Origin of the sequence: Paenibacillus sp. FSL R7-0313 (assembly GCF_037969885.1) — a bacterium.
Lineage (GTDB): Bacteria > Bacillota > Bacilli > Paenibacillales > Paenibacillaceae > Paenibacillus.
Map to the genome: position 1 here is coordinate 4,137,243 of NZ_CP150219.1, position 12,974 is coordinate 4,150,216.

Genomic DNA, 12,974 nt, shown 5'->3' on the forward strand with positions numbered 1-12,974 from the left:
ATCGTAAGGGGATAAGGCAGAAGGAGGAGCTTCATGAAAAGTCAGCAACACCGTAAAAACGACGACGAAAAACTAAGTTGGGTCAGTCTATCCTTGTTTGGCGCGGGTTGCACACTGGGAACGGGATTTTTTCTAGGGACCAGTCTGGCGATCCATTGGGCCGGCATATCCGTACTTATATTGTTGGTGCTGGCGGCAGCAGGTACTTACTTTGTATTTGGTGCGCTGGCACAGATGACCGCAGATGATCCTAAGGAAGGCGCTTTTCGAACGTACGCGGGCGAAGCATTCGGACCTTGGGCTGGTTTTGGTAGTGGATGGATGTACTGGTTCTCTGAAATGCTCATCATGGGCAGCTCATTAACGGCACTTGGGCTGTTCTCTCAATTCTGGTTTCCCAAGTTTCCGCTTTGGGCATTTGTTGCGATCTATGCCGCTATAGGTCTGTTCATTGCTGCACTGGGAGCGAAGGGATTAACCAAAACGGAGAATATTCTTGCTGTAATCAAACTTGCTGCAACGGTTGCATTTATAGCTATAGCAGGAGCGGCTTGTCTGGGTTGGTTACCTGTAAAAGTGACACCAGAGCAATTGAAGAATGAATGGTTCCCGCATGGAGGTAAAGGGGTATGGACCGGTTTCATCTATGCATTTTTTGCTTTTGCCGGGATCGAGGTTATGGGTTTGATGGCTGCTAACCTGAAAGAACCAAAAGATGCAGTGAAATCAGGTCGAGTGATGCTATTATCGGTGAGTACACTCTACGTCATTTCAATTGCGTTGATCCTGTTGCTTGTGCCTTCAGCTCAGTTAACTCCAGATGAAAGTCCGCTCGTCAAAGCCATGTCAACTATTGGATTCACCGTTGTGGTCCACATTCTCAATGGAATTCTGATTATAGCCGGATTCTCGACGATGGTGGCTTCGTTATATGCCATTACGTCCATGTTGGTGAAACTCGCAGAAGATGGAGATGCACCAAAGCTGTTCACGAAGACCTGGGGGAAAAAGGACATGCCACTTCAGGCATTGTGTTGCACAGCGGCCGGATTACTCCTGTCTACGTTGATGGCATTATGGATGCCCAAGAGTCTGTTTGAATATGTGACGACAGCAGGTAGTCTGGTATTAATGTATACATGGCTACTCATCTGCATCACGTACATTAAGAAAATGAAGCCCGTGAAGTGGAATCGCATCAAAGTGTGGATTGCCATAGTATTAATTGTGGCTGCTGTGGCTGGGACAGCGATGGAAAAAGCCAGCAGAACGGGTCTGCTGGCAAGTGTGGGACTTTTGGTGTTCCTTGGGATCATCACGTATGTTGTTCATAAGGTACGTGGCTCGAAACCACCGCAGTCAGCACCATCCAAACCATAAGCAACTCTCAGCAACTTTTGTGGAGGTAGTACAACGGATTAATAGTGCTTTAAGATTATTTCGTCAACTTGCCTAAGGCTTGCTTCATCCGCATGAATGGACATTTGGAAGGTGTCTGCTCATCATCAGGCAGGAAATACTGTTTCCATTCCAGATTATCCTGCTGACCATACCACATCAGCGAAGGGTGAGCAGGTACAGCATCATACGCAGCGAGACGTTTGCGAATCAAGGTTTTCATTTTACGGCCAAGAGGGGTGTTGTCATTAATGGATTCGAATACCCACCGTGGTTGAAAGGCAAACATGAGATATGGAAAATGTCGGCTGGCTCGGAGTTCATGTGCAGGAGTAGCACAGAAACAAAAGTAAGGCTCTCCGCCAAAGCAAAACTCCCATGTTGAATCATGAGGATGCGTTGAAATATGTTCCGGCCACGGCTCGGTATCGTGTGAAGTCACCCGATTAAGCATTTGCCAGAATAACGTCTGATATTGCTCTACCGTTGTGTGATCTTTCAGATCGCTTGGTGTCTCACAGATTACCACCATGGAAGCGTAATGACCGGTGTCTCTGGATACAGGACCATATTGTCTAAGCAGATCCGCCATATCTTCGGCAGCCTGTTCTGATCGGGGGTCACACGTAAAGCCATACCTTAAATGTCCTGACAGAAACCCCATTCGTCCAGGTACACATGGATACGTATTATCTTCGTCGGCGATCATTTTACCAAATTGCGAATAAGCGTCCTGCTGCCAAGATGGAAGACGCTCAAACAAGGTGTTTATTTCGTCGGCACTATACAGCTCCGCCATTGATTCCCAACTCCATTCCACATGATACCGTTACAGTATTAATGTGGGGGAAGTTGGGTGACTGTCCAGCCTGATTTTGTTGTCAGAAAAAAATGGAACGTACAGCTTCGTACCCAAAATACAAACCAAATCCGATCAGGCAGATTCCCGAAATGATAGAGATCCAGCGCAATACATTCTCACTGCTATGTTTGTGGAATCGACTGGCCATGCCAGCCATAATGACATCCCACACCAGAATACCAATGAATATGCCTGAACTGTAGAGCAGCAAATGAGCCGTGTCCGTATGTTTCACAGTTGTCGCGAGAATAGAGCCATAGATCCCAAGCCAAAATAAAATATTCAGTGGATTGGACAGGGCCATCAAAAATCCGGATATAAATGATTTTCGAACAGTCGCTTCCGCAGTAGATGTACCTTGAATGCCTTGCTTCAGCTTCGAGAGCGTTTCCACTCCCGTGTAAATCAGAATAAAACTGCCAAATGACCAGAGAAAAGAGCGCATGAACGGCGTGTCCAGAAAATGGGCAACTCCAAAATAAATCAGCAGCATATACACCAAATCTGCAAACATAGCTCCGAGTCCTAGAATCCAGGCATGCATGAATCCGTGGCGGGCTCCACGGTCCAGTTGAGCTGCATTAATCGGACCGATTGGAGCGGACAATGATATTCCCAGAATGATATAACTGAACAGTACAGACATAAACACGTTCACTCCTTAACGGGTTCGATGAATTGTACCAGTTGTCACAGAAAATGGGTACAAGTCATCGTATTCCCGCAAGGAGTGAATTAGAACAAACTACTTTTATCTCATACTGCGTCAAGGCCTTGTTATTCTGTTAAAGTTCCACATCCAATTGAATTGGGGTGCAGTTGTAGCCGTTGCATGAGCTTTCTTCACAAGGACAGGCGGAGAGCCCAATTGTGAGATCCATTAATGCCTCCATCTCGATATAATCACCTGCTCGAGAGTCGGGAGCTACAACATCAATTTTGCCTTCACTGTCTACAACGGACTTCATAAACAGGTTAAATGGGTAGTGTTGATCTGGTGGTAGAATCCCGAAGGGTTCCAGTGCCGTGTTCAGATTGTGATAACAACTGGCGTGATCCTTTTTGTCGTATAACACCTCATACATCTCTGGACGACAAGCGGAGTTGAAGAAATCATGTACCCCAACGGTGTCACGGACAATCTTGAGTAAAGGTTGATATTGATTGGAATACACAAACTGTCCCGGTTTAATTCGGTAAGTACGCAATACGTCCATTGTCACGCCGGGGTCCAAGCGATGGTTAGCATCTCTAGCATCGTATGCCACAAAATCAATGACTTGCTGTCCCTCCAAATCCGTTATGCGTAGTAAAGAACCTTTGCTTACTTTCAAGGCATATCCCGTTTTGGCTGGGATACGATAAGACTGTTTATGGCGCTGATTCGTATTCATCTGTCACATTCCTCCGCTACTGTTTGCTTTCAGTATGCGGAGCAGATGAAGCTTTCATGCACGGTTATGGCGACGCACTCTACTCAGGCAGGAACATCCAATGGTAAATTTAACACACCACATAATACGCCTTTATGCTGGAAATAGTGGATTACCTCTCATCCCAATCCAGAGGTCTGATTGTTCAAGCTGTGCAGCCAGATGTAATAACCAATCTTCGCGTCCTTTGGTTGCCATCACTTGAACACCCATTGGCAAACCTTCAGGTGTCATATGCAGAGGTACACTTATCGCAGGCTGGCCTGTCAGATTTGCAAGCTGGGTGAAAGGTGTAAACGTAAGACTTGGCTCAAACATTTCATAGATGAGTTGCTGCTGCTGGGTCTTGTCCAATTCACTAATTCGCAACAGATTACGGATCTGTTCGTCATGAGGTGTTAATTCACCAATCTTAGGCGCAGGAAAAGCATTAACAGGTGTGACGTAGAAGTCATAACGCTCGAACAAAGTGGACATCTGAGCTGCAGCTACATCCCATTCAGCTAAGCTATGTACAAATTCCGCAGCGGACACCTTTTTGCCTGCTTCAGCCAGAACCCAAGATTCAATCTCCATATCATCGGAGGTCAGAGCCCGGCCCATGGATCGTTCCATGGAAGAGATCATCGCGGCCATCTCACCACTGTTCATCATGTAATAGTTCTCCATCAACCGAACTCCATTGACTGGACTAAGTTTTTCTTCAACATGATGTCCTTGATCTTCCAACCAGCGAACGAGCTTGTATACAGACTCTTTGGCTTCTGCGCTGACAGGTGTTCCCACGGGCGAATCCGTTGTGTATGCAATTTTCAGTTTGCGTTGATGTGGATAGCTCATATCAGCCAAGTAACTGCCTGGAAAGAGTGGAGCATGGAACGCAGCTTCGGGCTGAATGACTTGTAACGTATCAAGCAATGCAGCACTGTCCCGAACCGAGCGAGAGAGGGCAAAATCAATCGATGCGCCTTGCCATTGACGACCAACTCCCGGTCCTACAGGTGTGCGCCCGCGGGTTGGCTTTAATCCAAACAATCCGCTAAAGGAAGCGGGGATACGAATCGAACCTCCTCCGTCACTGGCTCCGGCAAGAGGAACAATACCCGAAGCTACAGCGGCAGCGGCACCCCCACTTGAACCACCCGGGGAGTGATTGATATTCCATGGATTGCGAGTTGGACCATGAAGACGGGGCTCGGTAATATTTTTCAAACCAAATTCAGGCGTATTGGTATGTCCTATGAAGATAAAACCTGCATCACGGAGTCGAGTGACAAAATTGGAATTGCGTAATGCACGATGCTCGCTGAACAAACGGGAGCCTGAAGTCAGAAATTCACCTTCCAAGGATTGCGAGATATCTTTCAGGAGCAGGGGCACACCGGCAAAAGGTTGTTCTCCAGGGCGAACCAAACCGGCTTCCTCACGTGCGCGAGATTCATATGTACGAATAACCGCATTAAGTTGCGGATTCACTTCTTCAAGGCGTGCAAACGCCGCTTCCAGCATTTCAACCGGGGATACTTCCCGGGATCGGATCAGTTCAGCCAAACCTACGGCGTCGTAGGAGGTATATGAGAATGAAGACATCATGATCGTTCCTCTCTGAATATAATTCATCTGTTTATTCCATATGTCATCGTACCACCGGATTAGACAAAAGACAAAACATAGAAGAGACTTAGCGCGATGATTTTGATATTCGGTGTGAGAGGAGGGAAAAGAGGGGCATTTGCATTTGCGATATAGAAATAAAGCACAGGGGAAAGCTCATAGTGCTAATTGAGAAAATGATTAAGTAATTTCGATAAATGAAATAAACCGAATAAATGGAAGTAAAAAAAACCACAGCTCATCTAATTCGATGTGCAATGGTTTTATTTTTTATATTTGATTATTGGTTTACACGTGATCTTCGGAAATATCCTTACTCTGTTCGCAGCTTTGGTGCCGCATCGGCCGCAGTTAATGATCGTTCCTGCTGTTTGGAAATGGCGAAGAGTGCCACCCAGATCAGGATAAAACCAAGCAGTTGCTCCCATGTAATCAGTGTACGGAAAGCAATCCAGTTCACCAACACACCCGCCATCGGGAAGCTAAGTTCCGCGAGTGTTGCAACAGATGCTTTGGTTGACGACAGACCTTTGTAATACAACAGAAGACTGAGCAAACCTGGTAACAATGCCTGACCGAGAATGTTGAGGATGACCGCAGTCTGTTCACCCGTTCCGGACGGAAACGTCCATGCCGCACCTTCGTTCCACGTCATAAAGATCAGGAGCGGGAGAGCAACGACAAAGCGCAGGGAGGTGACCGTTTCATAACGCGCCTGCCCCAGCATCAATCGGCCCATAACGGTTGAACCTCCCCATAAGGCAGCAGCCCCAAGGGACAACAAGCTTCCAGCATGAATCCAGTTGTCCCAATTACCTAATGGCAATGTGAAGCCAAATGTAAGCAGGTACGTTCCTGCTAATGCTATGAAGAACAATCCACCGAAGCGACGTGGCAACGTTTCTTTTAATAAAAGCTTAGCCAGCACGATAGCGAAGAGTGGTTGCATTTTTTGCAATAACAGCACCGTATTCGGATCGTTATGTGTAAGCGCCATGGTGAACAATACCGTTGCAAGTGCTGATCCTCCCCATGAGATAAAAATCACGGCAATCCAGTGGCGAGCACGCAGGTTTTTCAGATCAGCCCGAAATTTCCACAGCACGGGTATGGCAATAAGACTGACGATGATGTGTTCCACCAGTACAATCTGCGTGGATGTCATCGTGTTTAGCAAAATAATGCGGAAAAGTGGGTCTACACCCCATAAGGCGGCGCCGAGAACTACAAGCCAGAATCCGGTATTACTTCGTTCCTTGCGGTAAACAGGTGATGCTGCTGATGTCTTTTCCATATTCAGGACTCCTTCGTCAGAACACGGAATCTTCAGTTGGCAAAATCGACAAAAGCCCCCGTTTTGGTATATACCAAATAAACGGGGGCTCATCCAAGGACATGCGTCAGGAAAGAGGCCTTCCCGTGAACGGCATGTCAATGTGTTGATCTTCTCTCATCCGGACTGTACCGTCGGCCTTGGATTCACACCAAGTCAGTCGCTAGATGTCCTTCGTTAAGAACAAATAGCGAGTCGCGGGCTGGTTCCGAAGAACATCACCGCCGGTTGGGAATTGCACCCTACCCCGAAGATCCTATTCAATTATATAGTGTGTTGAACAAGCTGTAACATTAATAAGTTCATCTTATTCCTGTAAGCGCTAGCAGTTCAAGCATTTTTTTAGAAAATGATTTTCCAGCTTCCTTGCTGTCTGCGGAGGAGCACGATCTGACCTGCGTGATACGCATCATGGAGTACCCAGCGAGCTAGTTCGTGTGCCCATTTCTCTTCGGAGTCCATATATGCGGCTTCAAGTTCAGACACTTGTAGTGCAGCTAATTGATCTCTCAACTGTTGGGCTAATCGAGTTGTACCCTGTAGCAGTGTATTCCATCCGACTGCGTCCGTAGGATCTCCGGAATTCCCAAATGTGTATTCATTGGAGTCTACAGAAGGAAGGGTAGGCTCCTTACCTTGCATGCGACACAATAAGCGATGGTTGTAATAATACATATGGTTAACCAACTGCCAGATGCTTAATCCCCCTGAAGGTGGAATCCAGGCTGCTTGTTCTGCTGTAAGACCCTCCAAGGATTTCGACAAAGGTACAATCCAATTACATTGATCCCAGGTATCATCCTTTTGAATAAGTAACACATCTAGTGCTGTTGTTTTTGTCATTGCTTATTCCTCCTTGCGAATTATTGTGATTTGTGATGTAACTAGCTAAAACTGATTAATAAGGTTACACTTAATATAACACATCAAAGACGAGTTGTAACCTTCTTTATATAATTAGGTGGTTACGATATACGGAGGTATATATGGACAGGTTATGGACCGATTTTGTAAACAGCGATTATCACGACTGGCGTGGGGGAGATCGATCGGAGGACAGGCTTGGGAAGGCGAGTTGGCAGCAAGACTTTCTGGATCGATGGCAACTTAACGCTTCTGTTCCTGCATCTCCGGAAGATGAGTTGTCGATGAGAAACTTCAGGAATGAATTGATGGCTCTTGGAGGCCGCTTGTCTTCTGGAGCATCATTAACAGATATAGAAAAACAATGGTTGAATGGCGTTATGGAAGCAGGGCATGTGAGAAGGACATTGACTACAATTGATCATGAACTGAAACTCCAACTGGTAGCTTTAGAAGCACATTGGCATCAGGTGATGGCTGAGGTAGCTGCTGATTTTGCTACGACTTTGGTGGAGGGAGAAGCGGGGAGGATTCGGGTCTGTGATAATTCGGATTGTCGCTGGATGTTCTATGATGATACCCGAAGCAGAACACAGAAGTACTGTGATGATAAGATGTGTGGCAATCTGATGAAGGTTAGAAGATTTCGGGCAAAACGCAAATTCCAAAATTGATAAATACTAACAATAACTATATAATGTATATATACTAGCGAAAAAATAGTCAGAAGCAGTACGGATTCGTAAGCAGGATATGATCGTCTTTCAAACCAAAATAGATGGGAGATGTGTCTTGTGCGGACAAGTTATCTGTTGAAAAATGGCTGTGTGTTGTCGATGGATGCTCGAATTGGACAGTATAAGCGGGCGGACGTTCTGATTCAGGATTCACTGATCATGGCGATCCAGCCCGACCTGGATATTCCGGATGCGGAGATCATTGATGCTTCATCCATGATTATTATGCCTGGGCTGGTGGACACGCATCGGCATATGTGGGAATCACTGGTCAAAACAGCGGGAACCAACTGGTCGTTACCAGTTTATTTGCAAAATCTCTATTATGGTGCGATGGGAAGCAAGCTCCGTCCACAAGATAGTTATATTGCCAACCTGCTCGGTTCCTTGGAAGCGCTTAACGCAGGAGTGACGACAGTAATGGATTGGAGCATGCCGTATTCCCCTGACCATACGGATGAACTGATTCGCGGACTTCAGGATGCTGGCATTCGGGCGGTATTTGCTCACGGAGTACCTGGGGAGACGGACTACTGGAATCGGGATAGTCAACTCACGTATTCGAATAATGATGTGAGAAGAGTCAAAGAACGTTATTTTTCATCACGGGATCAATTACTTACCTATGGGCTTGCCATTCGTGGCCCAGAATTCAGTCATTGGGATACAACCGTGAAAGAGATCGAACTAGCACAAGAACTGGATGCGATCTGTTCCATGCATGCCGGATTTGGCAGTTGGGGGTCTGTGGATCGCTCGATTAGTCACTTGTACGAAGCGGGACTGTTAAGTCCACGGGTGAATATCGTTCATGGTAACACCATGGGTATGGATGAATACAAAATGCTGGCAGATAGCGGCGCTTCCTTGTCGGTCACACCTGAGATTGAAATGATGATGGGTCATGGATATCCGGCCACCGGCTATTTTCTTGAACATGGGGGAACCCCTACACTTGGTGTAGATGTAGTGACGTCCACAGGCGGAGATATGTTCTCGCAGATGAAGTTTGCACTTCAGGCTGAACGATCCAGAGCTAATGAACAACTTCTGCAGCAGGGTGAGATGCCTGGTGAGTTGAACTTGCAGTCCAGCCAAGTGCTGAGATTTGCTACTTCAGCTGGTGCCCAAGCATTGGGATTGGAGCAGAAGGTGGGTACGTTGACCCCAGGGAAGGAAGCGGATCTGATCATGATTCGTACCACCGATCTGAATATGTTCCCCGTTCATGATCCAATCGGCGCTGTTGTGCAATTTGCCAATCCATCCAATGTGGATACGGTCTTTGTGGCAGGTAGACTCGTGAAGCGAGAGGGTAAGCTGTTGAATGTTGATCTGGATGCGATTCGTCATGCGGCGATGCAGAGCAAAGAGTATTTGTTATCCCAATACCGGATGTCAGATGCAGAGAGAATTGCTTTTTCATAATTTACTTTTTCATAAAAGCCTATATAAGATCAGTTCGTATTTTCATATACACCTCTAGCTGTATAAAGAGGAAAGGAAGAGCCATATCATGCGATGTGGCTCTTTTACATGCTTGCATATCGTCGAATTAGACAGGATAAGGGAGGAAGATACAGCGGAAAAAGACGAAAAGAGCTCTCTTTTTCTTAACTTCAGATAACAAGGCTGATAAAGTGTTTTTCACGAAAATTAAGGCTCATAAAAACTGCGCATAATATAAATTATACGCAGTTTTGTTTTAAATCCATTTTCATATTCAACCACGTGCAACAGATCATGATAATTTTCGCGATAAAAGAACAAAATAAGTGATCTCTAAAAATAAATTTAACCAAGCAACGCGATAACGTGTAGAATTCGATAGGTTTTTATAGGTGATCGATAAGATAGAACAAATGACTTTTTCATAGAACAGATGGGAAGCCATCAATCTCTGCTACATCCATAGCACATATTGCACATTCAAGATTCATGACGAGAGGAACATGACTATGCGTGAGAACGAACAACGATCTTCATTATTTCGTAAAAAACCAATTGCCTCCGGGGGCGATAACAACAGTGCATTGAAACGGGCGCTTGGTCCATTGGACTTAACCACACTTGGCGTAGGAGCTATTATTGGTACCGGGATTTTTGTGCTGACCGGTGTAGCTGCCGCAACGTATGCTGGCCCTGGCCTTGTACTGTCATTTTTACTGGCAGGTATCATATGTGCATTCGCAGCATTGTGTTACTCGGAATTTGCATCAAGCATACCGGCATCGGGTAGTGCGTACACGTATAGTTATACGGCTTTTGGCGAAGTGATTGCCTGGATTCTGGGATGGGATCTGATATTGGAGTATGGATTCGCAAGTGCGGCGGTAGCCAGTGGGTGGTCAGGATATTTCCAGACGTTATTGTCCGGATTCGGGCTGGAGTTACCCCATGCGCTTACGAGTGCGTTCAGCCCGGAAAAGGGAACCTATTTTGATATCACGGCTGCGGTCATTACGTTAATTATTACCTTCCTGCTAACCCGAGGGGTGAAGGAGGCGGCTCGTGCGAACGGCATCATGGTAGCGATTAAAATTATCGTGGTGTTGATCTTTATTGGTGTAGGTGTCTTCTATGTAGAGCCAACCAACTGGCAGCCATTCTTGCCTTTTGGTATCTCAGGTGTAACAGCTGGAGCAGCAACCGTATTCTTTGCTTACATTGGATTTGATGCGGTCTCCACTGCGGCAGAAGAGGTTAAGCGGCCACAACGGGATTTGCCGATTGGAATTATTGCGTCACTGGCGATCTGTACTGTTCTCTACATTGTTGTATCGTTGATCCTCACAGGGATCGTGCCTTATAACATGTTGAATGTAAGTGATCCGGTTGCGTTTGCATTTGAATTTGTCCAGTTGAAGGGATTGTCCTGGATTGTATCTCTTGGAGCGATTGCCGGCATTACGACCGTATTGCTGGTCATGATGTATGGTCAGACACGTTTGCTCTATTCCATGTCTCGTGACGGACTGCTGTCTCCGGTCTTCTCCAAGGTTAGTGGCAAGAGTCAGACACCAGCTGTAGGGACATGGGTTGCGGGCATTATCGTGGCTCTGTTCTCCGGGTTCATCTCGTTGGGACATTTGGCGGAGCTTACGAACATCGGAACGTTATTTGCTTTTGCAGTCGTAAGTCTTGGCATTATTGTGTTGCGAAAAAATAACCCTGATCTCAAACGCGGCTTTCGCGTTCCACTTGTGCCACTGATTCCGATTCTGAGTGCCTTGGGTTGTGTATACTTGATGACACGCCTTGCGGCTCTGACATGGATTACGTTTTTTGCTTGGTTGATCATCGGACTGATTATCTACTTTGCGTATGGACGGCATTACAGTCATCTGAATCCGGCACGCCGGATCTCGAGTGCTTTCAGAGCGAAGGATAAATAGATTAGTCGAGTCTTTAACCGAGAACATCTTCATTTTTCCTCATTTCGTATCGCTTAGGCGAAGCGGGATGGGGATTTTTTTTATATAGAAAGATAAAGGATGATAACAGCAGGGGAAGGTTGGAATTTTCTTCATATATGGGTAAGTAATAAGGGGCGTGACGAACTTAATCAAGGAGTCGGGGTTGCGGCTAGGACAAATATGAAATATATTTGGGGATGTGACATGCCATCAGACATAAGAGAGGGGATGTATCATGAACACACCATTACATACGAATTCAGATCATCAAAATGCAGCTTTTGGATTTGCACTGGCTGACTCAGCCGTACTTGCAGAGGCGCAATTAATTGTTTCACAATTAGAGGATTCACAAACCTTACAGTTGGATATTGATCCGCAGCGCCTTCTGAAGGATGGACGTAAAGTATCTGTCATTGCACAACAGTTGGATTCACCCGTCAATCGTCAGGATGCCAATATCATCTATGGTCAGGAGCTAGCATACGTGCAGTATGCTGTTAACCTGAAACCGGCTAGCACAATCTCCATTGCTTCTATTGAGGGGGTTGAACAGCCTGTTGATCTGGGTTGGTCAGCATTTGCAGAAGGGGAATACGAACTTCGAATCTCCCTGCATATGAAAACACCTCGTATTGCTGAAGGTACACTCGAACCTGAACAACTTGCAATGGTTAAGTATGCGCAAGTTATCACCGTATATATATCGCTTTTCCCGGCAGAAGCAGCGTCGTTGAGTTCACCATCTCAAGCTGTGTGGAGCAGAAACCATCATGTATTTGATTCCTACGGCAGAGGGGGATTCATTCTCGCTGACCTGCCTCGACTCGCTGAGCGTGTGGAGGAACTGATTGGACCAGGAAACCATAATCTGATCGAAAAATTTGCGGAAGGGGAACTGTCGGATACGTTGCTGGAAGAGGGGTTGATGGCGATCGCCTGGGGCGTGACTCCGTGGTGTTATTCACTCTATTCTGCACCAGATGAGCAGTCTGCTCGAATACTTGCTGTGGACAAGCTGGACGATGTACCTGAACGGCAAGGGATCTACCGTATTGATCAGTCCATTCAACAATTAAGTATCGTACCTGCGAATGAGCTGACTTACTGGCCTGCCTGCGTTCAGAGCGATTGGCCTGTTATTGATGTGGCTGGTGAAGGCGAGACGTTGCATATGGATCTGTATACTCAGATCTGTGAATCCGTGAATGGACTGCACGAGAATCCATTGCCATCGTTTGTACTTACCCGTAGTCAAGGCAAACTCGAAGCGATCATTCCGCTGATTGACGTTGTCATTGTGGATGAAGCGTAGAG

Annotated in this window: 11 protein-coding genes and 1 riboswitch; of the genes, 5 read left to right on the top strand and 6 right to left on the bottom strand. The window is 46.3% G+C overall.

The window, feature by feature from the left end; genetic code table 11:
* The first annotated feature begins 33 nt into the window (after nucleotides 1-33).
* Nucleotides 34-1,380 carry an amino acid permease gene (locus NSQ38_RS18225; RefSeq protein ID WP_036673805.1) on the top strand — a complete coding sequence of 449 codons (1,347 nt, stop codon included), beginning with the start codon at nucleotides 34-36 and terminating at the stop codon, nucleotides 1,378-1,380.
* A gap of 55 nt (nucleotides 1,381-1,435) precedes the next feature.
* On the opposite strand, the gene NSQ38_RS18230 is transcribed toward NSQ38_RS18225, so the two are convergent.
* From NSQ38_RS18230 to NSQ38_RS18255, 6 genes are all read right to left on the bottom strand, one after another.
* A complete protein-coding gene (locus NSQ38_RS18230; RefSeq protein WP_339783292.1) occupies nucleotides 1,436-2,197 on the bottom strand; it encodes a YqcI/YcgG family protein in 762 nt (253 codons plus the stop codon).
* Nucleotides 2,198-2,279: 82 nt separating this feature from the next.
* Nucleotides 2,280-2,906: a LysE family translocator gene (locus NSQ38_RS18235; RefSeq protein WP_017688112.1), complete on the bottom strand. Its 627-nt coding sequence runs from the start codon at nucleotides 2,904-2,906 to the stop codon at nucleotides 2,280-2,282.
* Nucleotides 2,907-3,045: 139 nt separating this feature from the next.
* Complete coding sequence (locus NSQ38_RS18240) at nucleotides 3,046-3,654, bottom strand: urea carboxylase-associated family protein (protein WP_339783294.1); 609 nt, start codon at nucleotides 3,652-3,654, stop codon at nucleotides 3,046-3,048.
* Between the two features lie 132 nt (nucleotides 3,655-3,786).
* The gene (locus tag NSQ38_RS18245; RefSeq protein ID WP_339790589.1) at nucleotides 3,787-5,283 is read right to left on the bottom strand and encodes an amidase; all 1,497 of its coding nucleotides are present in this window, start codon (nucleotides 5,281-5,283) and stop codon (nucleotides 3,787-3,789) included.
* 337 nt (nucleotides 5,284-5,620) lie between these two features.
* Entirely contained in the window at nucleotides 5,621-6,601 is a 981-nt protein-coding gene (locus tag NSQ38_RS18250; RefSeq protein WP_339783296.1) for a DMT family transporter, read from the bottom strand.
* A 144-nt stretch (nucleotides 6,602-6,745) separates the two neighbouring features.
* Nucleotides 6,746-6,899, bottom strand: a riboswitch (FMN riboswitch).
* A gap of 83 nt (nucleotides 6,900-6,982) precedes the next feature.
* Nucleotides 6,983-7,483 (bottom strand): DinB family protein, encoded by a 501-nt coding sequence (locus NSQ38_RS18255; RefSeq protein ID WP_339783298.1) that lies wholly within the window; start codon nucleotides 7,481-7,483, stop codon nucleotides 6,983-6,985.
* Between the two features lie 143 nt (nucleotides 7,484-7,626).
* On the opposite strand from NSQ38_RS18255, the gene NSQ38_RS18260 reads away from it, so the two are divergent.
* The 4 genes from NSQ38_RS18260 to NSQ38_RS18275 all read left to right on the top strand — a co-directional run bounded on the left by NSQ38_RS18260 (nucleotide 7,627) and on the right by NSQ38_RS18275 (nucleotide 12,972).
* The gene (locus NSQ38_RS18260) at nucleotides 7,627-8,178 is read left to right on the top strand and encodes a CGNR zinc finger domain-containing protein (RefSeq protein WP_339783300.1); all 552 of its coding nucleotides are present in this window, start codon (nucleotides 7,627-7,629) and stop codon (nucleotides 8,176-8,178) included.
* A gap of 111 nt (nucleotides 8,179-8,289) precedes the next feature.
* Nucleotides 8,290-9,669 carry an amidohydrolase family protein gene (locus NSQ38_RS18265; RefSeq protein WP_339783302.1) on the top strand — a complete coding sequence of 460 codons (1,380 nt, stop codon included), beginning with the start codon at nucleotides 8,290-8,292 and terminating at the stop codon, nucleotides 9,667-9,669.
* Nucleotides 9,670-10,199: 530 nt separating this feature from the next.
* Nucleotides 10,200-11,636 (top strand): amino acid permease, encoded by a 1,437-nt coding sequence (locus NSQ38_RS18270; RefSeq protein ID WP_339783304.1) that lies wholly within the window; start codon nucleotides 10,200-10,202, stop codon nucleotides 11,634-11,636.
* Between the two features lie 256 nt (nucleotides 11,637-11,892).
* A complete protein-coding gene (locus NSQ38_RS18275) occupies nucleotides 11,893-12,972 on the top strand; it encodes a hypothetical protein (protein ID WP_339783306.1) in 1,080 nt (359 codons plus the stop codon).
* The last annotated feature ends 2 nt before the right edge of the window (nucleotides 12,973-12,974 follow it).

Excerpts from the sequence above, each read along its gene's own strand:
- NSQ38_RS18225 (WP_036673805.1), top strand. The coding sequence starts at position 34 with ATGAAAAGTCAGCAACACCGTAAAAACGACGACGAAAAACTAAGTTGG.
- NSQ38_RS18230 (WP_339783292.1), bottom strand. The coding sequence starts at position 2,197 with ATGGCGGAGCTGTATAGTGCCGACGAAATAAACACCTTGTTTGAGCGT.
- NSQ38_RS18235 (WP_017688112.1), bottom strand. The coding sequence starts at position 2,906 with ATGTCTGTACTGTTCAGTTATATCATTCTGGGAATATCATTGTCCGCT.
- NSQ38_RS18240 (WP_339783294.1), bottom strand. The coding sequence starts at position 3,654 with ATGAATACGAATCAGCGCCATAAACAGTCTTATCGTATCCCAGCCAAA.
- NSQ38_RS18245 (WP_339790589.1), bottom strand. The coding sequence starts at position 5,283 with ATGTCTTCATTCTCATATACCTCCTACGACGCCGTAGGTTTGGCTGAA.
- NSQ38_RS18250 (WP_339783296.1), bottom strand. The coding sequence starts at position 6,601 with ATGGAAAAGACATCAGCAGCATCACCTGTTTACCGCAAGGAACGAAGT.
- NSQ38_RS18255 (WP_339783298.1), bottom strand. The coding sequence starts at position 7,483 with ATGACAAAAACAACAGCACTAGATGTGTTACTTATTCAAAAGGATGAT.
- NSQ38_RS18260 (WP_339783300.1), top strand. The coding sequence starts at position 7,627 with ATGGACAGGTTATGGACCGATTTTGTAAACAGCGATTATCACGACTGG.
- NSQ38_RS18265 (WP_339783302.1), top strand. The coding sequence starts at position 8,290 with ATGTGTCTTGTGCGGACAAGTTATCTGTTGAAAAATGGCTGTGTGTTG.
- NSQ38_RS18270 (WP_339783304.1), top strand. The coding sequence starts at position 10,200 with ATGCGTGAGAACGAACAACGATCTTCATTATTTCGTAAAAAACCAATT.
- NSQ38_RS18275 (WP_339783306.1), top strand. The coding sequence starts at position 11,893 with ATGAACACACCATTACATACGAATTCAGATCATCAAAATGCAGCTTTT.